This window comes from Pseudomonas sp. F-14 TE3482 (assembly GCF_053629455.1).
In genome coordinates this window covers 5,913,566-5,938,606 of the sequence record NZ_JBRJII010000001.1, presented here as the reverse complement: position 1 = coordinate 5,938,606, position 25,041 = coordinate 5,913,566, and the positions used below count along the sequence as shown (strand labels likewise).

27 protein-coding genes and 1 pseudogene are annotated in these 25,041 nt (G+C 59.7%); 14 read left to right on the top strand and 14 right to left on the bottom strand.

Going from position 1 to position 25,041, the window contains the following annotated elements:
* Window positions 1-95: 95 nt before the first annotated feature.
* Both AB7M26_RS26945 and fliK read right to left on the bottom strand, forming a co-directional pair.
* Window positions 96-425 carry an EscU/YscU/HrcU family type III secretion system export apparatus switch protein gene (locus tag AB7M26_RS26945; protein WP_429386961.1) on the bottom strand — a complete coding sequence of 110 codons (330 nt, stop codon included), beginning with the start codon at window positions 423-425 and terminating at the stop codon, window positions 96-98.
* A complete protein-coding gene (fliK, locus tag AB7M26_RS26940) occupies window positions 422-1,996 on the bottom strand; it encodes a flagellar hook-length control protein FliK (RefSeq protein ID WP_429386958.1) in 1,575 nt (524 codons plus the stop codon). Before fliK ends, AB7M26_RS26945 begins: the two co-directional genes overlap by 4 nt.
* Before the next feature lie 196 nt (window positions 1,997-2,192).
* On the opposite strand from fliK, the gene ccmA reads away from it, so the two are divergent.
* The 10 genes from ccmA to AB7M26_RS26890 all read left to right on the top strand — a co-directional run bounded on the left by ccmA (window position 2,193) and on the right by AB7M26_RS26890 (window position 9,558).
* The gene (gene ccmA, locus AB7M26_RS26935) at window positions 2,193-2,828 is read left to right on the top strand and encodes a cytochrome c biogenesis heme-transporting ATPase CcmA (protein ID WP_123496069.1); all 636 of its coding nucleotides are present in this window, start codon (window positions 2,193-2,195) and stop codon (window positions 2,826-2,828) included.
* Window positions 2,825-3,493 carry a heme exporter protein CcmB gene (gene ccmB, locus AB7M26_RS26930; protein WP_429386955.1) on the top strand — a complete coding sequence of 223 codons (669 nt, stop codon included), beginning with the start codon at window positions 2,825-2,827 and terminating at the stop codon, window positions 3,491-3,493. Before ccmA ends, ccmB begins: the two co-directional genes overlap by 4 nt.
* A gap of 75 nt (window positions 3,494-3,568) precedes the next feature.
* A complete protein-coding gene (locus tag AB7M26_RS26925; RefSeq protein WP_123496073.1) occupies window positions 3,569-4,324 on the top strand; it encodes a heme ABC transporter permease in 756 nt (251 codons plus the stop codon).
* Window positions 4,321-4,497 carry a heme exporter protein CcmD gene (ccmD, locus tag AB7M26_RS26920; protein WP_007894243.1) on the top strand — a complete coding sequence of 59 codons (177 nt, stop codon included), beginning with the start codon at window positions 4,321-4,323 and terminating at the stop codon, window positions 4,495-4,497. Before AB7M26_RS26925 ends, ccmD begins: the two co-directional genes overlap by 4 nt.
* On the top strand, window positions 4,494-4,949 hold the full coding sequence (ccmE, locus tag AB7M26_RS26915) for a cytochrome c maturation protein CcmE (RefSeq protein WP_429386950.1): 456 nt from the start codon (window positions 4,494-4,496) through the stop codon (window positions 4,947-4,949). The genes ccmD and ccmE overlap by 4 nt, the downstream gene beginning before the upstream one ends.
* Window positions 4,950-4,952: 3 nt before the next feature.
* Entirely contained in the window at window positions 4,953-6,941 is a 1,989-nt protein-coding gene (locus AB7M26_RS26910) for a heme lyase CcmF/NrfE family subunit (protein ID WP_123496077.1), read from the top strand.
* A complete protein-coding gene (locus AB7M26_RS26905; RefSeq protein ID WP_063342928.1) occupies window positions 6,938-7,474 on the top strand; it encodes a DsbE family thiol:disulfide interchange protein in 537 nt (178 codons plus the stop codon). Before AB7M26_RS26910 ends, AB7M26_RS26905 begins: the two co-directional genes overlap by 4 nt.
* Window positions 7,471-7,944, top strand: coding sequence for a cytochrome c-type biogenesis protein (locus AB7M26_RS26900; protein ID WP_007894247.1), 474 nt, complete (start codon window positions 7,471-7,473; stop codon window positions 7,942-7,944). The genes AB7M26_RS26905 and AB7M26_RS26900 overlap by 4 nt, the downstream gene beginning before the upstream one ends.
* The gene (ccmI, locus tag AB7M26_RS26895; protein WP_123496079.1) at window positions 7,937-9,139 is read left to right on the top strand and encodes a c-type cytochrome biogenesis protein CcmI; all 1,203 of its coding nucleotides are present in this window, start codon (window positions 7,937-7,939) and stop codon (window positions 9,137-9,139) included. The genes AB7M26_RS26900 and ccmI overlap by 8 nt, the downstream gene beginning before the upstream one ends.
* Before the next feature lie 14 nt (window positions 9,140-9,153).
* Window positions 9,154-9,558, top strand: a complete 405-nt coding sequence (locus AB7M26_RS26890; RefSeq protein WP_123496081.1) for a hypothetical protein — start codon at window positions 9,154-9,156, stop codon at window positions 9,556-9,558.
* A 56-nt stretch (window positions 9,559-9,614) separates the two neighbouring features.
* Here AB7M26_RS26890 and AB7M26_RS26885 read toward each other — a convergent pair whose 3' ends face one another.
* Together AB7M26_RS26885 and AB7M26_RS26880 are read right to left on the bottom strand one after the other, a co-directional pair.
* Window positions 9,615-10,190: a PIN domain-containing protein gene (locus tag AB7M26_RS26885; RefSeq protein ID WP_123496083.1), complete on the bottom strand. Its 576-nt coding sequence runs from the start codon at window positions 10,188-10,190 to the stop codon at window positions 9,615-9,617.
* On the bottom strand, window positions 10,187-10,654 hold the full coding sequence (locus tag AB7M26_RS26880) for a helix-turn-helix domain-containing protein (protein WP_123496085.1): 468 nt from the start codon (window positions 10,652-10,654) through the stop codon (window positions 10,187-10,189). The genes AB7M26_RS26885 and AB7M26_RS26880 overlap by 4 nt, the downstream gene beginning before the upstream one ends.
* A 258-nt stretch (window positions 10,655-10,912) precedes the next feature.
* On the opposite strand from AB7M26_RS26880, the gene AB7M26_RS26875 reads away from it, so the two are divergent.
* Window positions 10,913-11,125: a type II toxin-antitoxin system HicA family toxin gene (locus AB7M26_RS26875; RefSeq protein WP_429377468.1), complete on the top strand. Its 213-nt coding sequence runs from the start codon at window positions 10,913-10,915 to the stop codon at window positions 11,123-11,125.
* A complete protein-coding gene (locus AB7M26_RS26870; protein ID WP_007894254.1) occupies window positions 11,125-11,529 on the top strand; it encodes a type II toxin-antitoxin system HicB family antitoxin in 405 nt (134 codons plus the stop codon). The genes AB7M26_RS26875 and AB7M26_RS26870 overlap by 1 nt, the downstream gene beginning before the upstream one ends.
* 95 nt (window positions 11,530-11,624) lie before the next feature.
* Here AB7M26_RS26870 and AB7M26_RS26865 read toward each other — a convergent pair whose 3' ends face one another.
* The 9 genes and pseudogenes from AB7M26_RS26865 to gcl form a co-directional block, all read right to left on the bottom strand.
* Entirely contained in the window at window positions 11,625-12,830 is a 1,206-nt protein-coding gene (locus AB7M26_RS26865; RefSeq protein ID WP_429386942.1) for an MFS transporter, read from the bottom strand.
* A 185-nt stretch (window positions 12,831-13,015) separates the two neighbouring features.
* Window positions 13,016-14,014, bottom strand: coding sequence for a sulfate ABC transporter substrate-binding protein (locus tag AB7M26_RS26860; protein WP_123496093.1), 999 nt, complete (start codon window positions 14,012-14,014; stop codon window positions 13,016-13,018).
* A gap of 106 nt (window positions 14,015-14,120) precedes the next feature.
* Window positions 14,121-14,945, bottom strand: a pseudogene (locus AB7M26_RS26855) (ion transporter).
* 21 nt (window positions 14,946-14,966) lie between these two features.
* Window positions 14,967-15,881: an urea transporter gene (locus AB7M26_RS26850; protein ID WP_123496097.1), complete on the bottom strand. Its 915-nt coding sequence runs from the start codon at window positions 15,879-15,881 to the stop codon at window positions 14,967-14,969.
* Between the two features lie 196 nt (window positions 15,882-16,077).
* Window positions 16,078-17,493: a pyruvate kinase gene (gene pyk / locus AB7M26_RS26845; protein WP_429386938.1), complete on the bottom strand. Its 1,416-nt coding sequence runs from the start codon at window positions 17,491-17,493 to the stop codon at window positions 16,078-16,080.
* Window positions 17,483-18,763, bottom strand: coding sequence for a glycerate kinase type-2 family protein (locus tag AB7M26_RS26840; RefSeq protein WP_123496101.1), 1,281 nt, complete (start codon window positions 18,761-18,763; stop codon window positions 17,483-17,485). Before AB7M26_RS26840 ends, pyk begins: the two co-directional genes overlap by 11 nt.
* A gap of 174 nt (window positions 18,764-18,937) precedes the next feature.
* The gene (locus tag AB7M26_RS26835) at window positions 18,938-19,828 is read right to left on the bottom strand and encodes a 2-hydroxy-3-oxopropionate reductase (RefSeq protein ID WP_429386934.1); all 891 of its coding nucleotides are present in this window, start codon (window positions 19,826-19,828) and stop codon (window positions 18,938-18,940) included.
* A gap of 209 nt (window positions 19,829-20,037) precedes the next feature.
* Window positions 20,038-20,820, bottom strand: coding sequence for a hydroxypyruvate isomerase (gene hyi / locus AB7M26_RS26830; RefSeq protein ID WP_123496103.1), 783 nt, complete (start codon window positions 20,818-20,820; stop codon window positions 20,038-20,040).
* Window positions 20,821-20,968: 148 nt separating this feature from the next.
* Window positions 20,969-22,744 carry a glyoxylate carboligase gene (gene gcl / locus AB7M26_RS26825; RefSeq protein ID WP_429377459.1) on the bottom strand — a complete coding sequence of 592 codons (1,776 nt, stop codon included), beginning with the start codon at window positions 22,742-22,744 and terminating at the stop codon, window positions 20,969-20,971.
* 266 nt (window positions 22,745-23,010) lie between these two features.
* Here gcl and AB7M26_RS26820 point away from each other — a divergent pair, with 266 nt between their 5' ends.
* On the top strand, window positions 23,011-23,451 hold the full coding sequence (locus AB7M26_RS26820; RefSeq protein WP_123496107.1) for a GlcG/HbpS family heme-binding protein: 441 nt from the start codon (window positions 23,011-23,013) through the stop codon (window positions 23,449-23,451).
* Window positions 23,452-23,738: 287 nt separating this feature from the next.
* Window positions 23,739-24,197 carry an REP-associated tyrosine transposase gene (locus AB7M26_RS26815; protein ID WP_429386930.1) on the top strand — a complete coding sequence of 153 codons (459 nt, stop codon included), beginning with the start codon at window positions 23,739-23,741 and terminating at the stop codon, window positions 24,195-24,197.
* A 130-nt stretch (window positions 24,198-24,327) separates the two neighbouring features.
* Here the strand turns inward: AB7M26_RS26815 and AB7M26_RS26810 are convergent, their stop codons facing one another.
* Window positions 24,328-24,933, bottom strand: a complete 606-nt coding sequence (locus AB7M26_RS26810; RefSeq protein WP_030131738.1) for a TetR/AcrR family transcriptional regulator — start codon at window positions 24,931-24,933, stop codon at window positions 24,328-24,330.
* Window positions 24,934-25,041 lie beyond the last annotated feature (108 nt).

The window sequence follows — 25,041 nt, the reverse complement described above, 5'->3', positions numbered from 1 at the left end:
CCCGCTCCCACATTGGATTGGCTGCGTTCACACATTTTGTGTTCACCACCTATCCCTGTGGGAGCGGGCTTGCCCGCGAAGGCGTCCTCGAAACCTCAGTAATCATCCCCGCGGCCGGTAATGTCTTTCTCCATCATCCCCACCTCCGGATCATGCCCCTCAGGAAACTTGCCCTTCAAATTCCACGCAAACGCAATGATCTCGGCAATCGTGCGGTACAACTCCTGCGGAATACTCTCCCCCAATTCCATCCGCGCCAGCAGTTTCACCAGCTCGGCGTTTTCATAGATCGGCACCTCATAATCCCGGGCAATCTGCAGAATGGCTTCGGCCAGTTCTTCGTCACCTTTGGCCGTGAGGGTAGGGGCGTGGCTGCCGTCGTATTTGAGGGCGATGGCCTGGCGCGGTGTGGCGGATTCGTTCATGCGGTTTCGTCGACCCAGCGTTGTTCGAGACGGGTTTGAGGGCCTTGCGGCGGTGTGCCGAGGTGACAATCCAGATCGCCGACGTTCAGGCCTGACGCCAGCAGGCGTTCGCGCAGCCCGGCTAGATTGCTTTCGATCAGGCTGGCGGTGTACGGCCGTTCGGCCCATAGCTGACTGGAGAGGCTGCCTTTGATCAGCTGCGCCTGAATCTGCAATGGCCCCAGCGGTTCCATGTCGAATGCCAGCTCAACGCGCCACAGCTGTTGCCGGGGTTCGTGTTCGTCGCGGCGTTCGTGCGGTTGTTCTTTCTCAGGTGCTTCTTCGCGCTGGAATTTTACCTGCAATGGCACGATGTCCTGCAGGTTGCGCATGGGGATTTCCAGTTGCCAGGTGCTGAGCAGGCGACCGTCGTCGGTGAGGCCGGTCTGTTCCAGGCTCGACAGTTGATGGCTTTGCAAGCGCGAGACAGCCGCTGCTGCCAGGCGCAGCAAATGTTCCAGATCGCTTTCACCGTCCTGACTTTGCAGCAGGCGCTCCGGGAGCGGGAAACTGGTCGGCAATGGTTTGGCGCTGACTTGCCCAAGCATTCCCAAGGCGCTGCGCACGAAGCTGGGCAGCGCTTGCGCCAGTGTATTGGCGGCGATGATCGCGTTGAGGTTGGTATTGGCCGGCAATCCCTGCGTCAGTTGTGCGATCAGCTTGAGCAGGTCGCCCTTCATGTCTGGCGCCAGCGTCGGGTTTTGCCCCGTCAGCAGTTTCGCTTCAAGGAACAGACCGCTGTTGGCCAACGCCTGGGCCAGACCTTTGGGTGTACTCAATTGCTGAACGTCCGGCAGGCCGGCGAGCAATTTGTCCACGGCGGCGCGCAGGTCGCTGGAGGTCTGATCCGATGGCGGCAGGTTTTGCAGGACTTTGAGCAAGCCATCCAAAGAGCCTTGGCGACTTTGCTGGCTGACCAATTGCTGCGTCACCGCCAACTGTTCCTGACGGCTGCTCAACGGGACGAACTTCAGGGTCTGGGTGTCTTGCACCAAGGCGCTCAGCAAGGTACCGATGCGCAGTGGCGTCGGGCTGTCGATGCTCAGCGTGCTGCTACTCAGCGCGGTGTTGAGCAGGCTCACCATCGAGCGAAACACCGTCGGCTGACCCGGCACCTGCGGCATGACCTGAGAGGTCAGTACTTTGCCTTGCAGCAAGGTGCCGACCGGCAGTTGCGCCGTGTCGATGCGGGTGAGTGTCGCGACGCTGGAGGCGATGGCCTGTTGCACCGTGACCGCCAGGTTGCCCGCCGATGGCTGGGTGATTGCCAGGCTGGTGCCTTGGGGCAACGGCTGAGTGCTGGTGGCCTGGACCGTGGTCTGGCGGCCGCTGTCGAGGGTGACCTTGAGCAACAGTTGAAAGGTCTGATCCGTCTGCTTGAGCGACAGCACTTCAGCCTTGGCGGTTTGCCCAACGGAGATCAGGCCCTCCATCGGCGTCAGCAGCTTGAGTAGATCACCACTCACCACCAGCGGCCGCGAAGTCGCGGGCGTGGTCGGCGGCAGCGGGAGGATGTTCATTTCGCCTGTCATACGCGGTCACAACCTGAGGAAAATGCACTCTTTAGAGTAGGGCATGGCATGTATAATGCCGCCCGTCTTCGGGGAGTGGCGAAAACATTGCATTTGTTTGACCTGGCTCTCTAGAACTAGCCGCCAATGCATCTATGCTGCATCTCTTTAGCGGCCGCTCTGCCGCCGACTTGAACCGCAAAAGGCCCGTGATCTCTTGACCAGTCCTGTCCTGCAAACCGTTGCCCTTGCCTGTGAGCGAGACCTTCGGCTGCTCTTCGAAAATCTCGAATTGAGACTGGCCAGTGGCGAAATGGTACAGATCAGCGGCCCCAACGGCAGTGGCAAGACCAGCCTTTTACGTCTGCTTTGCGGCTTGATGCATCCGACTGCCGGGCAGGTGCTGCTCAACGGCTTGCCACTGAACGAACAGCGCAGCGAACTGGCGCGCAACCTGTTGTGGATCGGCCATGCCGCCGGCATCAAGGACTTGCTGACCCCCGAGGAAAACCTCAGTTGGCTCTGCGCCTTGCATCAACCGGCCTCCCATGAGGCGATCTGGCAGGCGCTGACGGCGGTGGGGCTGCGCGGCTTCGAAGATGTTCCCTGCCATACCCTGTCTGCCGGCCAGCAACGCCGTGTCGCGTTGGCGCGCTTGTATCTGGACAGCCCGCCGCTTTGGATCCTCGATGAGCCGTTTACCGCGCTCGACAAACAAGGCGTGGCGCAACTCGAAGAACACCTGGCGGCGCACTGTGAACGGGGTGGCATGGTGGTCCTCACCACTCACCACACGCTCACCCGGGTGCCTGCCGGCTATCGTGACATTGATTTGGGGAACTGGGCCGTATGAGTGTTTTCGGCCTGTTGGTCGCCCGCGAGGCACGTTTGCTGTTCCGCCGTCCTGCCGAATTGGCGAATCCGCTGGTGTTTTTCGCCATCGTCGTCTCTTTGTTCCCGTTGGCGGTCGGCGCCGGGCCTCAATTGTTGCAAACCTTGTCCCCGGGGCTGGTCTGGGTGGCAGCACTTTTATCGGTCCTGCTCTCGCTGGACGGGCTCTTTCGCAGTGATTTCGAAGACGGATCGCTTGAGCAGTGGGTCCTTTCGCCGCACCCCCTGCCTCTTCTGGTTTTGGCCAAGGTGCTGGCACACTGGGCGTTTTCCGGCTTGGCGCTGGTTTTGCTCGCACCCTTGCTGGCGTTGATGCTTGGTTTGCCTGCCGCCTGTCTGCCGGTGTTGCTGCTTTCTTTATTGCTCGGTACACCGGTGCTGAGCCTGCTCGGTGCGGTGGGCGCGGCGTTGACGGTAGGATTGAAGCGCGGTGGCCTGTTATTGGCGCTGCTGATTCTGCCGCTGTACATCCCGGTGTTGATTCTCGGCAGTGGCGCCTTGCAGGCGGCATTGCAGGGCATGCCGGCGACCGGTTATCTCTTGTGGCTTGGTAGCCTGACCGCCCTGGCGATAACCCTGACACCTTTTGCAATAGCTGCTGGCCTGAAGATCAGCGTCGGCGAATAATGAGGTCTGGTTATTTTTTAACCAGTAAAGACCCTTTGGCTCTTCACAGCGAAGAGCACCGTGATGGAAACAGCAATGAACTGGACCTGGTTTCATAAGCTCGGCTCGCCCAAATGGTTTTACGGCATTAGTGGCAAACTGCTGCCATGGCTGAGCGTCGCGGCGTTGCTGCTGATCAGCATCGGCGTGGTTTGGGGGCTGGCCTTTGCGCCGCCGGACTATCAGCAAGGCAACAGCTTTCGCATCATTTACATCCACGTTCCCGCCGCCATGCTGGCGCAGTCCATCTACGTGATGCTGGCCGTGTGCGGCATCGTCGGGCTGGTCTGGAAGATGAAGCTGGCCGATGTCGCCCTGCAATGCGCCGCGCCGATCGGTGCCTGGATGACCGCCGTGGCGCTGGTCACCGGCGCGATTTGGGGCAAACCGACCTGGGGTTCGTGGTGGGTCTGGGATGCGCGACTTACGTCCATGCTTATTCTGCTGTTTCTGTACTTCGGTCTTATTGCGCTGGGCAACGCCATCAGCAATCGTGACAGTGCGGCCAAGGCCTGCGCGGTGCTGGCAATCGTCGGCGTGATCAACATCCCGATCATTAAATACTCGGTGGAGTGGTGGAACACCCTGCACCAGGGAGCGACCTTCACCCTCACCGAAAAACCGGCGATGCCCGCCGAGATGTGGCTGCCGCTGCTGCTGTCGGCGCTGGGTTTCTACTGTTTCTTCGGCGCGGTGCTGTTGCTGCGCATGCGCCTTGAAGTGCTCAAGCGCGAAGCCCGGGCGAGCTGGGTGAAAACCGAAGTGCAGCACAGTCTGGAGGCCGCTCGATGAGTTTCGCTTCATTCGGCGACTTTCTCGCCATGGGCCATCACGGCCTGTATGTCTGGTCAGCCTATGGCATAAGCCTGGCGGTGCTGGCCCTCAACGTGGCGGCGCCGATCCTGGCCCGCAAGCGGTATCTGCAACAAGAGGCGCGTCGTCTGCGCCGGGAGAACGGCAAGTGAATCCGCTGCGTAAAAAGCGTCTTATGATCATTCTCGCGATCCTGGTCGGTGTCGGCGCTGCCGTCGGCCTGGCCCTGAGCGCCCTTCAGCAGAACATCAATCTGTTTTACACCCCGACCCAGATCGCCAACGGCGAAGCCCCGCAAGACACGCGTATCCGCGCGGGCGGTATGGTGGAGAAAGGTTCGCTACAACGTTCCGGCGATTCCCTGGACGTGAAATTCATCGTCACCGACTTCAACAAATCCGTGACCATCAGCTACCGCGGCATCCTGCCGGACCTGTTCCGCGAAGGGCAGGGCATCGTCGCCCTCGGCAAGCTCAACGCTGACGGCGTGGTGGTGGCTGATGAAGTGCTGGCCAAGCACGACGAGAAGTACATGCCGCCGGAAGTGACCAAGGCGCTGAAAGACAGTGGTCAATCCGCCCCACCACCCGCGAAGGAGGGTTGATCCATGACTTCCGGCATCTTTATCCCCGAACTCGGCCACTTGGCCATGATCCTGGCGCTGTGTTTTGCGCTGGTTCAAGCCGTGGTGCCGTTGCTCGGTGCCTGGCGTGGCGACCGTCTGTGGATGAGCCTGGCTCAGCCCGCAGCATGGGGGCAGTTCGCGTTTTTGCTGTTCGCTTTCGGTTGCCTGACTTACGCGTTCATGGCGGACGACTTCTCCGTCGCTTATGTGGCCAGCAACTCCAACAGTGCGCTGCCGTGGTACTACAAATTCAGTGCCGTCTGGGGCGCTCACGAAGGTTCATTGCTGCTGTGGGCACTGATCCTCGGCGGCTGGACCTTCGCGGTGTCCGTGTTCTCCCGGCAATTGCCACAAGTGATGCTGGCTCGCGTATTGGCAGTGATGGGCATGATCAGCACCGGCTTTTTGCTGTTCCTGATCATGACCTCCAACCCGTTCAAACGCATCCTGCCGCAGATGCCGACGGATGGGCGCGACCTCAATCCCTTGCTGCAAGACATCGGCCTGATCGTTCACCCACCGATGTTGTACATGGGTTACGTCGGTTTCTCCGTGGCGTTTGCCTTTGCCATCGCCGCGCTGCTGGGCGGTCGCCTCGATGCGGCGTGGGCGCGCTGGTCCCGTCCGTGGACGATCGTGGCCTGGGCCTTCCTCGGTATCGGTATCACCCTGGGTTCATGGTGGGCGTACTACGAACTCGGCTGGGGCGGCTGGTGGTTCTGGGACCCGGTGGAAAACGCGTCCTTCATGCCTTGGCTGGTGGGCACGGCGTTGATTCACTCATTGGCGGTCACGGAAAAACGTGGCGTGTTCAAGAGCTGGACCGTGTTGCTGGCCATCGCCGCATTCTCATTGAGTTTGCTCGGCACTTTCCTCGTGCGTTCCGGCGTTCTGACGTCGGTTCACGCCTTTGCGTCCGACCCTGAGCGCGGCGTATTCATCCTGATCTTCCTGCTGTTTGTGGTCGGCGGTTCGCTGACGCTGTTTGCCCTGCGCGCTCCGGTGGTCAAGAGCCATGTCGGCTTCAACCTCTGGTCCCGGGAAACCCTGCTGCTGGGCAATAACCTGGTGCTGGTGGTGGCCGCGTCGATGATCCTGCTCGGCACCTTGTATCCATTGATCCTTGACGCGATGACCGGCGCCAAACTGTCGGTCGGCCCGCCGTACTTCAACGCGCTGTTTATTCCATTGATGGCGTTGCTGATGGTGGTGATGGCGGTCGGCATGCTGGTGCGCTGGAAAGACACCCCGGTCAAATGGCTGATGAGCATGTTGACCCCGGTGTTGCTCGGCAGCGCTGCGCTGGCCGTCGTGGCGGGTGTCGCTTACGGCGATTTCAACTGGGCGGTGCTGGCGACGTTCATGCTGGCTGCCTGGGTGTTGCTGGCCGGTGTGCGGGACATCTTCGACAAAACGCGTCACAAGGGTTTGATCAAAGGTCTGCCGACCCTTACCCGCAGCTATTGGGGCATGCAGATCGCGCATTTGGGCATTGCCGTCTGCGCGCTGGGTGTTGTGTTGTCGAGCCAGAACAGTGCCGAGCGTGATCTGCGCCTGGCGCCGGGTGAGTCCATGAGCCTGGCCGGCTATCAGTTTGTGTTCGAAGGCGCCAAGCACTTCGAAGGGCCGAACTTCACCTCCGACAAGGGCACCGTGCGGGTGATCCGCGATGGCAAGGAAATCAGTGTGCTGCACCCGGAAAAACGCCTCTACACCGTGCAGAACTCGGTGATGACCGAAGCCGGGATCGACGCCGGTTTCACCCGTGACCTTTACGTTGCACTGGGCGAGCCGTTGGGCGAGGGCGCCTGGGCGGTTCGTGTGCATGTCAAACCGTTCGTGCGCTGGATCTGGTTCGGCGGTCTGCTTACAGGTTTCGGCGGTTTGCTGGCGGCGCTGGATCGCCGTTATCGGGTCAAGGTGAAAAGCCGCGTGCGTGAAGCACTCGGCATGACGGGAGCCACCGCATGAGACGTTGGTTGATGCTGTTGCCACTGGCGATTTTTCTGGTGGTTGCTGTTTTTCTGTATCGGGGTCTGTACCTGAACCCGGCCGAGCTGCCTTCGGCGATGATCAACAAACCGTTCCCTGAGTTTTCGCTGCCCTCGGTGCAGGGTGACAAAACCCTGACCAAAGCGGATCTTCTGGGTAAACCGGCACTGGTCAACGTCTGGGGCACCTGGTGCATTTCCTGCCGGGTCGAGCACCCGGTGCTGAACAAATTAGCTCAGCAAGGCGTGGTGATCTACGGCGTCAACTACAAGGACGTCAACACCGATGCCTTGAAGTGGCTGGCCGAGTTCCACAACCCGTATCAATTGGACATCCGGGACGATGCCGGCACCCTGGGCCTGAACCTCGGCGTATACGGCGCTCCGGAAACCTTCTTCATCGACGCCAAGGGCATCATCCGCGACAAATTCGTCGGCGTGATCGACGAACAAGTCTGGCGCGAAAAACTGGCCGCCAAGTATCAGGCGCTGGTCGATGAGGCCAAGCCATGAAGCGCTGGATTGCCGCCGCTGTTCTGGGCTTGAGCATGGCCGGTGTGGCCCACGCGGCCATCGACACCTATGAGTTCGCCAAAGAAGGCGATCGTGAGCGTTTTCGCGAGCTGACCAAAGAGCTGCGTTGCCCCAAGTGCCAGAATCAGGACATCGCCGACTCCAACGCACCAATCGCCGCCGACCTGCGCAAAGAGATTTTTCGCATGCTCGGCGAGGGCAAGGACAACCAGCAAATCATCGATTTCATGGTCGACCGCTACGGTGATTTCGTTCGCTACAAACCTGCCCTCAACGCCAAAACCGCACTGCTCTGGTTCGGCCCCGCCGGCCTGCTGCTGGGCGGTTTTGTGATCATCGCCGTGATCGTCCGCCGTCGTCGCGTGCAACGCACTGACAGCCCGGACACGCTTTCTGCCGAGGAGCGCGAGCGCCTCGACCACCTGTTGGATAAAACCAAGAATGATTGATTTCTGGCTCGCTGCAGGCCTGCTGCTCCTGGTTGCCCTGAGTTTTCTGCTGATCCCCGTTCTGCGTGGTCGCCGCGCTCAGCTGGAAGAGGACCGCACGGCACTGAACGTCGCGCTTTATCAGGAGCGCGTGGCTGAGTTGCAGACTCAGCAGGAAGAGGGCGTGCTCAACGCCGAACAAATGGACACCGGCCGCGCCGAAGCTGCCCGTGAACTGCTCGCCGACACCGAAGGCCTCGAGGCGCCGCGCGTGTCGCGTCTGGGCAAGCCGTTGCCATTGCTGGCGGCGATTCTGGTGCCGGTGCTGGGCCTTGGGTTGTACCTGCATTTCGGTGCCAGCGACAAAGTCGAGCTGACCCGAGAGTTCGCCCAGGCACCGCAGTCGATGGAAGAGATGACCCGTCGCCTGGAGCGTGCGGTCGCCACCCAACCGGATTCGGCCGAGGGCTTGTACTTCCTCGGCCGCACCTATATGGCTCAGGACCGTCCGGGCGATGCGGCGAAGATCTTTGAGCGCACAGTGACTCTGGCTGGTCGTCAGCCGGAACTGCTCGGGCAGTGGGCCCAGGCCCAATACTTCGCCGACGGCAAGAAGTGGTCAGACAAGGTCCAGGCCCTGACTGACGAAGCGCTGAAAGCTGATCCGAAAGAAGTCACCAGCCTCGGTCTGCTGGGCATCGCGGCCTTTGAAAGTGAGCGTTACCAGGACGCCATCAACTATTGGAATCGCCTGCTGGCGCAACTGCCACCGGATGATAAATCCCGCGTCGCTCTGCAAGGCGGCATTACTCGGGCCGCCGAGAAGCTGGAAGCCAGCGGTGGCAAGGTTGCCCAAGCGCCTGCGGTTAAAGCTGCAGCGCTGCTCAAAGTGCAAGTCGAACTTTCGCCAGAGCTCAAAGCCAAAGTCCAACCGGGTGACAGCGTGTTCATCTTTGCCCGAGCCATTTCCGGCCCACCCGCGCCGCTGGCCGCCAAGCGTCTGACCGTCGCCGACTTGCCGGCAACCGTCGAACTGGGTGATGCCGACGCCATGATGCCGCAGTTGAAACTGTCGAACTTCCCTGAAGTCCAACTGGTTGCGCGCATCTCCCGCGCTGGCCAACCGACTGCCGGCGAATGGATCGGTCGCAGCCAACCCTTGGCCACCAGCACCACCGCGCAACAAAAACTGATCATCGACAGCCCGGATAAATAACAGGAAGCACCACCATGACCGCCATCGCTCGTATCACTCTCCTCAGTATGGTTTTGGGGTTAAGCGCCTGTGCGGTCCAGCAGCCCGAGCCCACACGGCTGCCGCCAATCCCGCCATCGGGGCCAAGCACCAAACCGCCTCCAACGACGACACCGAGCAAACCGAGCATCCCGGTCAAACCGTCCAAGCCGATTCCACGCACTTCCGCCAGCTTTGCCCCCCCACCAGGGGGTAATAGCCATTGGGACGCGAAACTCGGCGTTTACGTTCTCGATGATCAGACCAACACCTTCTACCGCCAGCGCACCTACTACCGCTGGAACAACGGCTGGAGTCGCTCGATCAGCCCCAACGGGCCATGGGAAGAGACGGACATCCATGGCGTGCCGGGTGGGTTAGGCAGAAAATTCGGGCAGTGAATGGAAACGGCGATCTGAGGATCGCCGTTTTGCTTTTTGGGGTTTGTGGAAGGCGATTAAAGAATGGCTCGATAGTGGGTCAACGCCTTGCTCGACCGAATGAGGCCTTGGCGCAACAGCAGATCAAGATAGGTGCCGACACCCATCGGCGGCAGCTTTAGCTGTTTGCGTTGCCGTTGTGCTGCCGCGACAACCGCTGCCGGGTCCAGGTCAAAGAGGTTATCGACGAACTCGTCAGGATGCTGGGCCTCGATGCCAAAAGCTCCGAGTGTTTCGTCGGGAAAGTCTTTCTGATTAAAAGTCACAATGACACTGGCGTTGCAGCGTATTGCGGTAGCCAGAACATGTCGGTCATCGATGTCGGGCAGTGTGAGCCCTTCGATCAGCTTTTCGTAACCGGATACGCAAGCATCGGGTATGGCCTGATCCATCAAGTCGGACGTGCGATCCAATTGCTCTGTTGTCAGGTCCGGACGGTTTTTCAGCAGATTGCGCTTCCATTCGTTGTGTATCTCCAGTGACCATCGCGCCCTGAAACGTCCTGAGAGCGCGAGCCACATCAGAAAATCTCTCAAGGGGGCGGGGTACAAAACACATGCATCATATACAGCGGTAAAAGGGGAGTGCCTCACTCGTATCCTGTCCTTAACACTTGTGCTTGCTCGGCGAGAAGCGTCATTGCTTGCTCGCTGGCGGTGTCGCGCCGGTTTTTATAGTCCATCAAATCGGCAAAGCGCACACGTCGGTGCTTGCCGGTTTTGTGGTAGGACAACTCGCCGGACTCCAGCAGTTTGATCAGGTGCGGGCGTGAGACATTGAGTAAGTCCGCGGCTTCCTGGGTGGTCAGTTCCGCATGAACCGGGACGACCTTTACCGCATTGCCTTCTGCCAACGCAGCCAGGACGTCGACCAGCAATCGAAGGGCTGAAGTGGGCAGTTCGACGCTGTGAGCTTCATTCTGCTCGTCGAAAATCTGGATGCGTTGGGTTTCGAATTGAGTGGCGAGATAGGCAGCGAGGGCGCGCTGGCCTTCGATAGCGGCCTGAACTTCGCGCGCCATGGGCAGGTTGATCGGTGGGTGGATGATTAAGGACATGATGAAATTCCAACATTCTGAGTAGCGATGCTGGAAGGCTATTCGAATCAAACGAAAATCGCAATAAACGAAACAAGAGCTTGTTTAAGGCTCTTTTACCAGTAAGGCCTGGACGTAATCGACAAATGACAGAGCCTTCGGGGGGCCGATAAAAATCACACCCTGTAAAACAACCAAGCGTCGTGATCCGGGTTTTTGTGCTTGAGTAAAAGTAACTCTAGGGTTACTTTTTGTTGGGCCGGAGCAAGGAGGCTGGTGGTGCAGAGCAGGTTATTGATCAAAGAGCTGATAGAGGCGGGCTGGACACTGGAGCGGGTCACCGGCAGTCATCACATCTTCACTCACCGTTACAACCCTTACACGATACCCGCCCCTCATCCGAAGAAGGATTTGCCGATCGGGACGGTCAAAAGCATCAGGAGGCGAGCCGGGCTTTATTGCCCGGGAGCCAGTTTGGCAGGAGATCCATAATGCAATACCCAATCTGTATCGAGTGGGGCGACGAGAACACCGCAATCGGTATTCAGATCCCCGATATTCCTGGTGCCGTAACGGCCGGGGATACGTTTGAAGATGCTTACAACGCGGCAGTCGAAATCGCCCACATCATGCTGCAGGAGATCATGGCAGACGGGGAGTCGATTCCGATGCCGACCTCAGCGGCTGCACACCGCGAGAATCCGGAATTTGCCGACATGGGTTGGGGAATGCTGGAACTCGACATCTCGCAATATCTGGGCAAGACCGAGAAGGTCAACGTGACACTGCCTGGCTACGTGATCCAGCGTATTGACCGCTATGTACGAGAGCACAATGTCAAAAGCCGCTCCTCCTTTCTCGCGGATGCGGCGATGGAGAAACTGGTTCGGCATTGAGGGGTATCAGTCGAATCGCCTTCGCGGGCAAGCGCCTACAGATGGGTCTAAAAAAACTGGACCGCTACAGGCTTGCCCGCGAAGCTTTTAGGTATTTAAGCCGTCGCCAGTGCAGGTCTCTGCGAAACACTCAAAAACCGCAACAACGCCAACAGCGGAAACGCACTACCCACAATCACGATCCACAACCAGCCGCCATGCTCGTACACCGCGCTGGCCACCGAAGAACCAAACGCGCCGCCGATGAAGATGCTGGTCATGTACAGCGCATTCAGACGGCCGCGGCTTTTAGCGTCGAGGGTGTAGACCGCGCGTTGGCCGAGGACCATGTTCATTTGCACGCAGAAATCCAGTACCACCCCCGTCACCGCCAGGCCGATAACGCTGTAGACCGGGTGGATGAAGGCGGGCAGGAAGCTCAGGCTGGCGAATAGCAGGGCCAGCAGCGAGGCGATACGGGTATGGCCGGCATCCGCGAGTCGACCGGCGATGGGGGCGGCAATCGCGCCGATGGCGCCGACCAGGGCGAAGATTGCGATCTGGGTTTGCGACAGCCCATGATTACGCGACAGTTCCAGCGGCACCGCAGTCCAGAACAGGCTGAAGGTGGCGAACATGCAGGCTTGGTAAAACGCGCGCTGACGCAATACCGGCTGCTGACGCAACAGCGTCCAGAGCGAACCCAACAACTGGCCATAAGAAGCGCTGTGATCAGGCTGGCGCTTGGGGATGGTCAGGGCCAGCACGATGCTGATGGCCGCCATCAATACCGCAGCGATGACGAACATTGCGCGCCAGCCGAAGTGGTCGGCTATTACGCTGGACACTGGTCGAGCCAGCAGAATCCCCAGCAGCAAACCACCCATGATGCCGCCGACCACGCGGCCGCGCGATTCTTCCGGCGCCAGATGGGCAGCCAGTGGAATCAGGATCTGTACCGACACCGAGCTGAACCCCACCAGCAACGAGATCAGCAGAAACACGTTCGGCTGATCGGTGAACGCCGCGCCCAACAGACTGGCAATCGCCACCACGGTGGTGATGATCATCAAGCGGCGGTTTTCCAGCAGATCACCCAACGGCACCAGGAAGAACAGACCCAGTGCATAACCAATCTGCGTCAGCGAAACGATCAGGCTGGCCATGGTGTCGGTCAGGCCGATGTCCGGCGCGATCAGGCCGATGATCGGCTGCGCGTAGTAGATGTTGGCCACGATGGCGCCGCAGCAGAAGGCGAAGAGCAGCACCATGCCTCGGGTCATTGTCGCGGTACCGAGGGGCACCTGAGTCGTTGGATTCATAACGGGGCTCGTTGAACAAGAAGGAATGCGCAGAGGCTAATCGGCTGGCTAGAGCGGCGGAAGAGGGAACAGGGTGATAGTAATCATGCCTCTGAAGAATGATTGAGAGAGGCCTTTCATTGGGTCTTCAAGCTCCCACAAAAAAAGGCGACCTATGAAGGTCGCCTTTTCATTGGCCTCAGGAATTACTGACCGCTGTAGATCTGATCAAAAACCCCACCATCATTGAAGTGGGTCTTCTGCACAGTGCGCCAGTCACCAAAGGTCTTCTCCACCGAAAGGAAATCAACCTTCGGGAAGCGATCGGTGTACTTGGCCAGTATCGCCGGATCACGCGGACGCAGGTAGTTGGCCGCCGCAATCTCTTGACCTTCCGGCGACCACAGGTACTTCAGGTATTCCTCGGCAGCAGCGCGAGTGCCTTTTTTCTCGACCACTTTGTCGACCACAGACACTGGCGGCTCTGCTTCGGCGGAAACGCTTGGGTAGATCACTTCGAACTGGTCGCGGCCAAACTCACGCGCAATCATTTCCGCTTCGTTTTCGAAGGTCACCAGCACGTCGCCGATCTGGTTGGTCATGAATGTGGTAGTCGCTGCACGGCCACCGGTATCCAGCACTGGCGCTTGCTTGAACAGTTTGCCGACGAAGGCTTTGGCCTTGTTCTCGTCGCCGCCGTTTTTCAGCACATAACCCCAGGCCGAAAGGTAGGTATAGCGGCCGTTGCCCGAGGTTTTCGGGTTGGGGACGATCACTTGCACACCGTCCTTGAGCAGGTCGGGCCAGTCTTTCAATGCTTTCGGGTTGCCTTTGCGCACGATAAACACCGTGGCCGAGGTGAATGGCGCGCTGTTGTTTGGCAGGCGCGTAACCCAGTTGTCCGGGACCAGTTTGCCGTTGTCCGCCAAGGCGTTGATGTCGGTGGCCATGTTCATGGTGATGACGTCCGCCGGCAGGCCATCGATCACTGAGCGTGCCTGCTTGCTGGAACCGCCGAAGGACATTTGCAGGGTGATGTTTTCGTTGTGCTCGGCTTGCCAGTGTTTCTGGAAGGCAGCGTTGTAGTCCTTGTAGAAATCACGCATCACGTCGTAGGAAACGTTAAGCAGGGTCGGTGCAGCCTGAGCCATGCTGCCCAAGGCCAGGCCAGCAGCCAGAAGTGAGGCGCCAAAGAGTTTTTTCACTGCGCATTCCTTGTTTTATCAAACATGTTCTATGGAAAGTGTTGGCAATTTGCCAGCGACTATAGCCGGGCTCGCATAGTCCTTTAAAGATTAAAAAGCACTTTGCTTATTCCAGTTTCTTGAACAGCGCGTTGCCACAACGGGAGCAAAATGCTGCGCCGTGTTCGTGACTGTTTTTCTCGCAGGTCGGGCAATCGTGTTGCAATTGTTCGCCGCGCATCGCGTTGGCCAGTTCCGCGGTAAAGATCCCTGTGGGCACGGCGATGATCGAGTAACCGGTGATCATCACCAGCGACGAAACCACCTGACCCAATGGCGTCCTGGGCACGATATCGCCAAATCCCACGGTAGTCAGTGTGACGATGGCCCAATAGATGCCTTTGGGGATGCTGGTGAAGCCGTGTTCCGGGCCTTCGATCACGTACATCAGCGTGCCGAACACCGTCACCAGGGTGCTGACGCTGAGCAGAAACACCACGATCTTCTGCTTGCTGCCGCGCAACGCCGTCATCAAGTAGTTGGCTTGCTTCAGATACGGGCTGAGCTTGAGCACGCGGAAAATCCGCAGCATCCGAATGATCCGGATAATCAGCAGGTACTGCGCATCGCTGTAATACAACGCAAGAATGCCGGGTACGATCGCCAGCAAATCCACCAGCCCATAGAAGCTGAACGCTTAGCGCAGCGGCTTGGGCGAGCAGTACAGGCGCAGACCGTATTCGATGGCGAAAACGATGGTGAAGCCCCATTCGATGTACGCCAGTATGTCGGCGTAGTTCTGATGAACGCTGTCGATACTGTCCAGAATCACGATCACCAGGCTCGCCAGGATGATCAACAGCAGAATGCTGTCGAAGCGGCGACCGGCCGGGGTATCGGATTGGAAAATGATGACGTAAAGGTCTTCACGCCAGTTTTTATTGCTGTCCATGGAAAACGCCTGAACCAAGAATCAGCGAAGCCTAGGTCGATTCTCCCCGGTAGCGCAAGGCACGCTGTCCATGGCGGCCTGACGCAACACCCGAATGCCTGCGCGAATCAGCCAGCAGGCGAGGATGAAGGGTGCCGTCAGCGTTGCCAGCCCCAGTGCGACGAACCCCGGCGTGAGCAACACCGCCAGCAGGATTCCCAACAATGGCAGCCAAGGCTGGCGACGATTTTGGCTGAAAGCGAGGGCGGCAAGCACGGCGTTGTAGCCGCTCAAACCCAGCAGCGCGGTTGATGTTTCGTGATGCAGAAGGGCGAAACCGAGGCCGGCAGCGGAGCCGAGCAGCGCCCACAGGAAGGCACGACGGTCAGCGATCAGCAAACCCATGGCAATCAGAGCACCGGCCAGCGGATGACCGAGAAACAGCACCTGACCGAGCCCTTTCAATGACGCGGCGAGCAAATTGAGTGTGGTCATTTCGATCAGCGGCGCGGGTTGCTGGGGAGCGGCAAACGACAGTAGCAACCAACTTATCCCGACAAAGGGCGCGGTGTAGGCGGGAAGGCAATCATGATCGCGCGAATGCTTGAGCCATTGCTGGGTGAGCATCGCACTCAGGCCGCCAGCGGCAATGATCAGCGGCGGCAATAACGCTGACCACGGGAAATAAAGGCTCAGCAGCAGACCGAGCAGAATACCGTTGTAACTGAACAGCCCGGCCTGACGATCAGCCTTGGTGTAACCGCGACGTTGCGCGGTGAGCAAACCGGCGACCCCTCCCAGCAACGCACCGCCGAGCAAGGCCGGAGCGCTGAACAGAATCGCCAACAGACACAGCAGACCGCACAGCGGATGGCGCTGGAGAAAGATCTGGCTGAAGCCATTGAGCAGGGCAGTGGCCCAGTCGGGGCATTGGGTGTTGAAGTGGTGGGCAGGCATGGGTGGGGTCTAGGGCAGAGAAAATCCAGGATCTTGCACAAAAACTGTGGCGAGGGAGCTTGCTCCCGCTGGGCTGCGGAGCAGCCCTGAAATCAGCAATGCGGTCTTTCTGTTGAAACCGTCATGCCAAAGCGACGACTGCTTCGCAGCCGAGCGGGAGCAAGCTCCCTCGCCACAGGGGTACAGGAGTAGTTCTTTAAATCAACGTCTCAATGCGCAAAGAATTGGTCGACCCCGGCTGCCCAAACGGCACTCCCGCCGTGATCAACAACGTATCGCCGCGTTGAGCCATCCCCTGTGCCTGAGCAATCTCCAACGCCGTCGAGCACACTTCGTCCACCTGGCGCAGCCGATCGTTGACCACCGAGTGCACGCCCCACGCCACCGTCAACCGTCGCGCGGTTTGCGAATTCGGCGTCAGGTTGAGGATCGGCACCGTTGGCCGTTCCCGCGCAGCCCGCAGGCTCGAGGTGCCGGACTCGCTGTAATTCACCAGCACCGCCACCGGCAGCACGTTGCTGATGCGGCGGATCGCGCAGCTGATCGCGTCCGACACCGTGGCCTCGGCTTTCGGTCGGCTCACGTCCAGTTGGGCCTGATAGTCCGGGCCGTTTTCCACCTGACGGATGATCTTGCTCATCATCTGCACCGCTTCAAGCGGGTATTCACCGGACGCGGTTTCCGCCGACAGCATCACCGCGTCCGCGCCTTCGGCCACCGCATTGGCGACGTCAGTGACTTCGGCGCGGGTCGGGGCGGGAGAGAAACGCATCGACTCCAGCATCTGCGTCGCCACCACCACTGGTTTACCGAGTTGGCGGCAAGTGCTGATGATGTTTTTCTGAATCTGCGGCACGCTCTCGGCCGGCACTTCCACGTCCAGGTCACCGCGAGCGACCATGATCGCATCGCTCAATTCGGCGATTTCCCGCAATTGAGTCACGGCCGATGGCTTCTCGATTTTCGCCATCAAAAACGCCTTGTCGCCGATCAGTGCGCGGGCTTCGCGGATGTCTTCCGGGCGTTGCACGAACGACAGCGCGACCCAATCCACCCCCAACTCCAGACCAAAGCTCAAGTCGCGACGATCCTTGGCGGTCAACGGGCTCAGGTCGAGCACCGCTTGCGGCACGTTGACGCCTTTGCGATCCGACAGCTCGCCGCCATTGAGCACCGTGGTGTCGATGGCGTCGGCGTACTTGGTCACCACCCGCAGGCGCAGCTTGCCGTCGTCCAGCAGCAGGTCCATGCCAGGCGTAAGCGCGGCGATGATTTCCGGGTGGGGCAGGTTGACCCGGCGCTCATCGCCCGGCGTCGGGTCCAGGTCCAGACGCAAGGCCTGACCGCGATGCAACTGCACTTTGCCTTGGGCGAATTTGCCGACCCGCAGTTTCGGGCCTTGCAGGTCCATCAGTATCCCCAGCGGGTAATTCAGCTGGCGCTCGACTTCACGAATCCATTGATAGCGCAGGGCGTGGTCGGCGTGATCGCCGTGGCTGAAGTTCAGGCGAAAGATATTGACCCCGGCCTGCACCAGCTCACGAATGTCGTCGATCCCATTGGTGGCCGGGCCAAGGGTGGCGAGGATTTTGACCTTCTTGTCAGGCGTCATGTTTAGTGCTCTCGAGAATCAGGATGGCGCGGAAGTCGTTGACGTTGGTGCGGGTCGGCTCGGTGACGATCAGCGCATCCAGCGCCGCGAAATAGCCATAGCCATTGTTGTTGTCCAGTTCATCGCAGGCAGCGAGGCCGAGGGCGGCAGCGCGGGCGTAACTGCCCGGGGTCATGATGGCGCCGGCGTTGTCTTCGGAGCCGTCGATACCGTCGGTGTCACCGGCCAGCGCGTAGACGCCGGGCAGGCCTTTGAGGCTGTCGGTCAGGCTCAGCAGGAATTCGGCGTTGCGCCCGCCACGGCCATTGCCGCGCACGGTGACGGTGGTTTCGCCGCCGGACAGAATCACGCACGGCGCCGCCAGCGGCTGGCCGTGCTGGACGATCTGTCGCGCAATGCCGGCATGGACCTTCGCCACGTCCCGGGATTCACCTTCCAGGTCGCCGAGAATCAACGGACTGAAGCCAGCCTGACGGGCTTTCACCGCTGCCGCTTCGAGCGATTGCTGTGGGCGGGCGATCAACTGGAAATGACTGCGGGCCAGGCTCGGATCGCCGGGGTTGACCGTCTCCGATTCCGCGCTTTGCAGCCAGTTACGCACCGAGGCCGGGACTTCGATGCCATAACGCTTGAGGATCGCCAGTGCTTCGGCCGAGGTGCTTGGGTCGGCCACGGTGGGGCCGGACGCGATGACCGTGGCCAGGTCGCCCGGTACATCGGAAATCGCATAGGTATAAACCGTGGCCGGCCAGCAGGCTTTGCCCAGACGACCGCCCTTGATCGCCGAGAGGTGCTTGCGCACGCAATTCATCTCGCCGATGGTCGCGCCGGATCTGAGCAGGGCTTTGTTGATCGACTGTTTGTCGGCGAGGGTGATGCCGGCGGCGGGTAGTGCCAACAATGCCGATCCACCGCCAGACAGCAGGAAGATCACGCGGTCTTCTTCGCTCAAGTCGCTGACCAGTTCCAGCACCCGCTTTGCGACAGCCAAACCCGCCGCATCCGGCACCGGGTGCGCGGCTTCGACCACTTCGATTTTTTCGCACGGGGCGCCGTGACCGTAACGGGTCACCACCAGGCCGGACACTTCGCCCTGCCAGCAGCGCTCGACCACCTGAGCCATGGCCGCTGCGGCTTTACCGGCACCGATGACGATCACCCGACCGCTGCGATCTTTGGGCAAATGGGCTTCGAGGACGTGCTGCGGATGGGCCGCGTCGATGGCTGTGGCAAACAGCTCACGCAGCAGTTGTTGCGGATCGACCGACATGGCGGGCTCCCGGAATTCTTGTTATTGGGATAAGACGACAGCAGGTGTTGCGACGCGGTCCTGTGGGAGCTGGCTTGCCTGCGATTCAGGCGACGCGGTCTCTAAGATAGATCGAGTCGATGCCATCGCAGGCAAGCCAGCTCCCACAGGAACCTAGCCAGTTTCAGATCGGTGTTATTTATCGCGAATCGAGAAATTCGCCATGTGTTCCAGGCCTTTGATCAGCGCCGAGTGGTCCCAGTTGCTGCCGCCAATGGCCGCGCAGGTGCTGAACACTTGCTGGGTATTGGCGGTGTTCGGCAGGTTGATGCCCAGTTCGCGAGCGCCGGCCAGGGCCAGGTTCAGGTCCTTCTGGTGCAGGCTGATGCGGAAGCCCGGGTCGAAGGTGCCCTTGATCATGCGTTCGCCGTGCACTTCAAGAATCTTCGACGATGCGAAACCACCCATCAGCGCTTCACGCACCTTGGCCGGATCGGCACCGTTTTTCGAGGCAAACAGCAGCGCTTCGGCCACGGCCTGGATGTTCAGCGCGACGATGATCTGGTTCGCCACTTTCGCGGTTTGACCGTCGCCGTTGCCACCGACCAGGGTGATGTTTTTGCCCATGGCCTGGAACAGCGGCAGGGCGCGTTCGAAGGCGTCGGCATCGCCGCCGACCATGATGCTCAGGGTCGCGGCTTTGGCGCCGACTTCACCGCCGGACACGGGTGCGTCGAGGTACTGCGCGCCTTTCTCGTTGATCTTGGCAGCGAAGACTTTGGTGGCAGTCGGCGAGATCGAGCTCATGTCGATCACGACTTTGCCCTTGCTCACGCCTGCCGCAACGCCATCGGCGCGGAACAGCACGTCATCGACCTGCGGGGTATCCGGGACCATGACGATGATGAATTCGGCTTCCTGGGCCACTTCTTTCGGGTTCGCCAGGGCGATGGCGCCAGCAGCGACCAGATCGGCAGGGGCAGGGTCGTGGTGCGCCGACAGGAACAGGCTGTGACCGGCTTTCTGCAGGTTCAACGCCATTGGGTGGCCCATGATGCCGGTGCCGATAAATCCGATTTTAGCCATGAGAAAATCCTCTTGTTTTTGTGTAGCCAAATAATGTGCGCGTGGCTGAGGTAGACACATCCTGTGGCGAGGGAGCTTGCTCCCGCTGGGTTGCGAAGCGACCCCAAAACAGCCACTGCGGTGTGTCAGGTAGAACTGCTCGCGGGTTTACGACTGCTTCGCAGCCGAGCGGGAGCAAGCTCCCTCGCCACAATGGTTCTGTTTCAACTTCAAATCGCGTTGTGGGTTTTCAACCAGCCCAGACCCGCTTCGGTGGTGGTCAGCGGCTTGTATTCGCAGCCAACCCAACCCTGATAACCGATGCGGTCCAGGTGTTCGAACAGGAAGCGGTAATTGATTTCACCGGTGCCCGGTTCGTTGCGCCCTGGGTTGTCGGCCAACTGGATATGGTTGATCTCGCCCAGGTGCGCAGCCATGGTCCGGGCCAGGTCGCCCTCCATGATTTGCATGTGATAGATGTCGTATTGCAGGAACAGGTTGGCGCTGCCGACCTGCTCGCGAATCGACAGGGCTTGCGCCGTGTTGTTCAGGTAGAAACCCGGGATGTCACGGGTGTTGATCGCTTCCATCACCAGTTTGATGCCCACCGCTTGCAGCTTGTCGGCCGCGTACTTGAGGTTGGCGACAAAGGTCTTTTCCACGGTGGCATCGTCGACACCTTGCGGACGAATACCGGCCAGGCAGTTGATCTGGGTGTTGCCCAGCACGTTGGCGTAAGCGATGGCCAGATCGACACCGGCGCGGAATTCTTCGACCCGATCCGGCAGGCACGCGATACCGCGCTCGCCCTTGGCCCAGTCCCCGGCCGGCAGGTTGAACAGCACCTGGGTCAAGCCATTGGCATCGAGCCTGGCCTTGATTTCGGCGGAGCTGAAATCGTAGGGAAACAGGTATTCGACACCACTGAAGCCGGCCTTGGCGGCAGCGTCGAAACGGGCAAGAAAATCCTGCTCGGTGAACAGCATGGACAGGTTGGCTGCGAAACGCGGCATGGTGGTCTCCCGTATAGGTGTGGTCGTCGTTCCCAGATCCCTGTGGGAGCGGGCTTGCTCGCGAAAGCGGTGTGTCAGGCGACATCAATGTTGACTGTGCCGCCGCCTTCGCGAGCAAGCCCGCTCCCACAGTGGGAACGATCAGCAGTTAATCGAGCAGCGAAATCGCCGTTGGCGCATCGTTGCCGACCAGCGCCAGGTCTTCGAATTCGTTGACGGCGTTGATCTCGGTGCCCATGGAAATGTTGGTCACGCGCTCCAGAATGATTTCGACGATCACCGGCACTTTGAACTCCTCGATCAGTTCCTGAGCCTTGCGCAGGGCAGGCTGGATCTGAGCCGGTTCGAACACCCGCAACGCCTTGCAACCCAGGCCTTCGGCGACAGCGACGTGGTCGACACCGTAACCGTTGAGTTCCGGAGCGTTGAGGTTGTCGAAAGACAACTGCACGCAGTAGTCCATGTCGAAACCGCGCTGGGCCTGACGGATCAAACCCAGGTACGAGTTGTTCACGACAACGTGGATGTACGGCAGCTTGAACTGCGCGCCTACGGCCAGTTCTTCGATCATGAACTGGAAGTCATAGTCGCCCGAGAGCGCCACAACCTTACGGGTCGGATCAGCCTTGACCACGCCGAGTGCGGCCGGAATAGTCCAGCCCAACGGGCCGGCCTGGCCGCAGTTGATCCAGTGACGCGGCTTGTAGACGTGCAGGAACTGCGCGCCGGCAATCTGCGACAGACCGATGGTGCTGACGTAGCAGGTGTCCTTGCCGAAGACCTGGTTCATCTCTTCGTACACCCGTTGCGGCTTGACCGGCACGTTGTCGAAGTGAGTCTTGCGCTGCAGGCTGGCTTTGCGTTGCTGGCAGTCTTGCAGCCAGGCGCTGCGGTTTTTCAGCTTGCCGGCGGCTTGCCATTCGCGAGCGACTTCGATGAACACGGTCAACGCGGCAGCGGCGTCGGACACGATGCCCAGGTTCGGGGTGAACACGCGGCCGATCTGGGTCGGTTCGATGTCGACATGAATGAACTTGCGACCTTCGGTGTAAACGTCGACCGAACCGGTGTGACGGTTAGCCCAACGGTTACCGACGCCCAGCACCACGTCCGACTTCAGCATCGTGGCGTTGCCGTAACGGTGTGAGGTTTGCAGACCGACCATGCCAACCATCAGCGGGTGATCGTCCGGGATGGAGCCCCAGCCCATCAGGGTCGGGATCACTGGAATGCCGGTCAGCTCAGCGAACTCCACCAGCAACTCGCTGGCGTCGGCATTGATGATGCCACCACCGGCGACCAGCAATGGACGTTCAGCCTGATCGAGCATGGCCAGAGCCTTCTCGATCTGCACGCGGTTAGCGGTCGGCTTGGCCAGCGGCAGCGGCTCATAAGCGTCGATGTCGAATTCGATTTCAGCCATCTGCACGTCGAACGGCAGGTCGATCAGCACGGGGCCTGGGCGGCCGGAGCGCATTTCATAGAAGGCTTTCTGGAACGCGTAAGGCACCTGGCCCGGCTCCATGACGGTGGTCGACCACTTGGTGACCGGTTTGACTATGCTGGTGATATCGACGGCCTGGAAGTCTTCCTTGTGCATCCGGGCCCGGGGTGCCTGGCCGGTGATGCACAGGATCGGGATCGAGTCGGCCGAGGCGCTGTAGAGCCCGGTGACCATGTCGGTGCCGGCCGGGCCGGAGGTGCCGATGCACACGCCGATGTTGCCGGCCTTGGTGCGGGTGTAGCCCTCGGCCATGTGCGAGGCGCCTTCAACGTGGCGAGCGAGGACGTGATCGATGCCACCGACCTTCTGCAAGGCGGAGTACAGCGGGTTGATCGCGGCGCCCGGGATGCCAAAAGCGGTATCAACCCCTTCACGGCGCATCACCAGAACGGCGGCTTCGATTGCTCTCATTTTGCTCATGGTTTTGTGCCTCTTACGTTTTGTAATTGTATACAAGTGGCTTTGCGCAGAGTGTATTCACGACGGATGGCGCAGGTCAATCCATTTTCTCAAGCAGCTGTTTCATTCGTCGGAAGCCCGAAGGACTGTGGCTTTTCGTCGCATGTGGCGCTTTTCTATAATTATTGTATACAAAAAAATAATTCATTGTGTTCTATTTGTTGCATCGGATTGCGCAACAGAAAGCAATCCAACGGCTTTCCAAATAACAAAATGAGGACGGCACCATGAGCGCTTTAACCTTGAACGTCGCAGTCAACCTGGCCAACCAGGCCATCTCCGCAGGCCGTGCAATCTCTGCCGCGCCCTTGACCGTTGCCGTGCTGGACGCCGGCGGGCACTTGATAACGCTGCAGCGCGAAGACGGCGCCAGCTTGCTGCGCCCACAGATCGCCATCGGCAAAGCCTGGGGCGCGATCGCCTTGGGCAAGGGCTCACGCCTGCTGGCCCAGGACGCCCAACAACGCCCGGCGTTCTTCGCCGCGCTGAATAGCCTCGGGCAGGGCAGCGTCGTCCCGGTACCGGGCGGCGTGTTGATTCGGGATCAGGATGGGAATGTGTTGGGGGCGGTGGGCATCAGTGGCGATTTGTCTGATGTTGATGAGCAATGTGCGATCAGAGCGATCGAGGCGCAGGGGTTGAGGGCGGATGCGGGGGTGGTTGGTTGATCTTCAGCGGCTGATCGAATGTCATCGCGGGCAAGCCCGCTCCCACAGGTTCCTGCTGGTGAACACAAAACCTGTGAACACCCTCGATCCTTGTAGGTGAACACAAAATCTGTGAACACCCTCGATCCTTGTAGGTGAACACAAAATCTGTGAACACTTTCGATCCTTGTGGGAGCGGGCTTGCCCGCGATGGCGGCCTCATGGACACATCTGGATAACGGACTGTCGCGGTCTATGGGCCGCTGAGGTCTAGTCTTCTGATGAATCCATCATGAAGGGGCAACGGATTGCCTGATCTTCCTGCTTCACATCGCCTAAGAAAGGGGCGCTATGCCGAACCTAATCGAATCTACTTACTGACTACCAATACACTTGATCGCGAGCCGGTATTTGCGGATTTCGCATTGGGCAGGTTGGTTGTTCATCAATTTCGCCAAGCACAGAACACAGGGTTAGTGAATTCGCTGGCGTGGGTCGTCACGCCTGATCACTTCCATTGGCTTGTCGAGTTGGAGAACTGTTCGCTTAGTAACCTGATGCGTCAAACCAAGTCACTGATTACGCGGGAGGTGAATATTTCCAGTAACAGGAACGGACCACTTTGGCAGCAGGGCTATCACGACCGGGCATTGAGGCGAGAAGAAGACTTGGTGAAGATGGCACGGTATGTAGTGGCCAATCCATTGCGGGCAGGTCTTGTAGAGCGGCTTGGCGACTATCCGTTGTGGGATGCCATCTGGCTTTAAGAATTTAGATAGAGTCGCCTTCATCGCGGGCAAGCCCGCTCCCACAAGGATTGAGGGTGTTCACATATTTTGTGTACACCACCGAACCTGTGGGAGCGGGCTTGCCCGCGATTGGGGTTCGCTCAGTCTATCAGTCCAGCTCACACCCCTTAAGCACCAACCGGATAATCGTCTGCGCCGCCGCTTCATAGTCGGCCTCATCCAGCTTGGCTTTACCGGTAACCGCAGAGATCTGCCAATCAAAGTCGGCATAGGTCTGGGTCGCAGCCCAGATGCTGAACATCAGGTGGTTGGGGTCGATCGGGGCGATCTGGCCGCGGTCGATCCAGGTCTGGATGCAGTCGATGTTGTGCCTGGCCTGGCCGTTGAGCTGCTCAACCAGGTCGGGGCTCAGGTGCGGGGCGCCGTGCATGATTTCGCTGGCGAACACTTTGGAGGCGAAGGGCAGGTCACGGGAAATGCGGATTTTCGAGCGAATGTAGCCGCTCAGCACTTCGCTGGGCACGCCGTCGGCGTTGAACGGCGTCGAGGCCTGCAGGATTGGCTCGATGATGCTTTCCAGGACCTCGCGGTAGAGATTTTCCTTGGATTTGAAGTAGTAGTAGACGTTAGGCTTGGGTAGCCCGGCCTTGGCCGCGATGTCACTGGTTTTGGTCGCAGCGAAGCCCTTGTCGGCAAATTCTTCACTGGCGGCACGCAGGATCAGTTCTTTGTTGCGCTCGCGGATGGTGCTCATAAACCAAGGAGTTCCTTGCCTGTTCTGGCGGTTGCGCATGGTAGCACCGGCCTCGCGCGGCGCTCAAGAATGCCCCGTCTGGCCTCGGCTCGCGCTATGCTGCGCACC

What these genes read in the sequence shown, in the direction of transcription:
- AB7M26_RS26840 (WP_123496101.1), bottom strand. Translation starts at nt 18,763, where the DNA reads ATGTCGGTCGATCCGCAACAACTGCTGCGTGAGCTGTTTGCCACAGCC.
- AB7M26_RS26890 (WP_123496081.1), top strand. Translation starts at nt 9,154, where the DNA reads ATGACCGCCATCGCTCGTATCACTCTCCTCAGTATGGTTTTGGGGTTA.
- ccmI (WP_123496079.1), top strand. Translation starts at nt 7,937, where the DNA reads ATGATTGATTTCTGGCTCGCTGCAGGCCTGCTGCTCCTGGTTGCCCTG.
- ccmD (WP_007894243.1), top strand. Translation starts at nt 4,321, where the DNA reads ATGAGTTTCGCTTCATTCGGCGACTTTCTCGCCATGGGCCATCACGGC.
- gcl (WP_429377459.1), bottom strand. Translation starts at nt 22,744, where the DNA reads ATGAGCAAAATGAGAGCAATCGAAGCCGCCGTTCTGGTGATGCGCCGT.
- ccmB (WP_429386955.1), top strand. Translation starts at nt 2,825, where the DNA reads ATGAGTGTTTTCGGCCTGTTGGTCGCCCGCGAGGCACGTTTGCTGTTC.
- hyi (WP_123496103.1), bottom strand. Translation starts at nt 20,820, where the DNA reads ATGCCGCGTTTCGCAGCCAACCTGTCCATGCTGTTCACCGAGCAGGAT.
- AB7M26_RS26810 (WP_030131738.1), bottom strand. Translation starts at nt 24,933, where the DNA reads ATGAGCACCATCCGCGAGCGCAACAAAGAACTGATCCTGCGTGCCGCC.
- AB7M26_RS26905 (WP_063342928.1), top strand. Translation starts at nt 6,938, where the DNA reads ATGAGACGTTGGTTGATGCTGTTGCCACTGGCGATTTTTCTGGTGGTT.
- AB7M26_RS26870 (WP_007894254.1), top strand. Translation starts at nt 11,125, where the DNA reads ATGCAATACCCAATCTGTATCGAGTGGGGCGACGAGAACACCGCAATC.
- AB7M26_RS26820 (WP_123496107.1), top strand. Translation starts at nt 23,011, where the DNA reads ATGAGCGCTTTAACCTTGAACGTCGCAGTCAACCTGGCCAACCAGGCC.
- fliK (WP_429386958.1), bottom strand. Translation starts at nt 1,996, where the DNA reads ATGACAGGCGAAATGAACATCCTCCCGCTGCCGCCGACCACGCCCGCG.
- pyk (WP_429386938.1), bottom strand. Translation starts at nt 17,493, where the DNA reads ATGACGCCTGACAAGAAGGTCAAAATCCTCGCCACCCTTGGCCCGGCC.
- AB7M26_RS26925 (WP_123496073.1), top strand. Translation starts at nt 3,569, where the DNA reads ATGAACTGGACCTGGTTTCATAAGCTCGGCTCGCCCAAATGGTTTTAC.
- AB7M26_RS26880 (WP_123496085.1), bottom strand. Translation starts at nt 10,654, where the DNA reads ATGTCCTTAATCATCCACCCACCGATCAACCTGCCCATGGCGCGCGAA.
- AB7M26_RS26945 (WP_429386961.1), bottom strand. Translation starts at nt 425, where the DNA reads ATGAACGAATCCGCCACACCGCGCCAGGCCATCGCCCTCAAATACGAC.
- AB7M26_RS26835 (WP_429386934.1), bottom strand. Translation starts at nt 19,828, where the DNA reads ATGGCTAAAATCGGATTTATCGGCACCGGCATCATGGGCCACCCAATG.
- AB7M26_RS26850 (WP_123496097.1), bottom strand. Translation starts at nt 15,881, where the DNA reads ATGCCTGCCCACCACTTCAACACCCAATGCCCCGACTGGGCCACTGCC.
- AB7M26_RS26910 (WP_123496077.1), top strand. Translation starts at nt 4,953, where the DNA reads ATGACTTCCGGCATCTTTATCCCCGAACTCGGCCACTTGGCCATGATC.
- AB7M26_RS26865 (WP_429386942.1), bottom strand. Translation starts at nt 12,830, where the DNA reads ATGAATCCAACGACTCAGGTGCCCCTCGGTACCGCGACAATGACCCGA.
- AB7M26_RS26900 (WP_007894247.1), top strand. Translation starts at nt 7,471, where the DNA reads ATGAAGCGCTGGATTGCCGCCGCTGTTCTGGGCTTGAGCATGGCCGGT.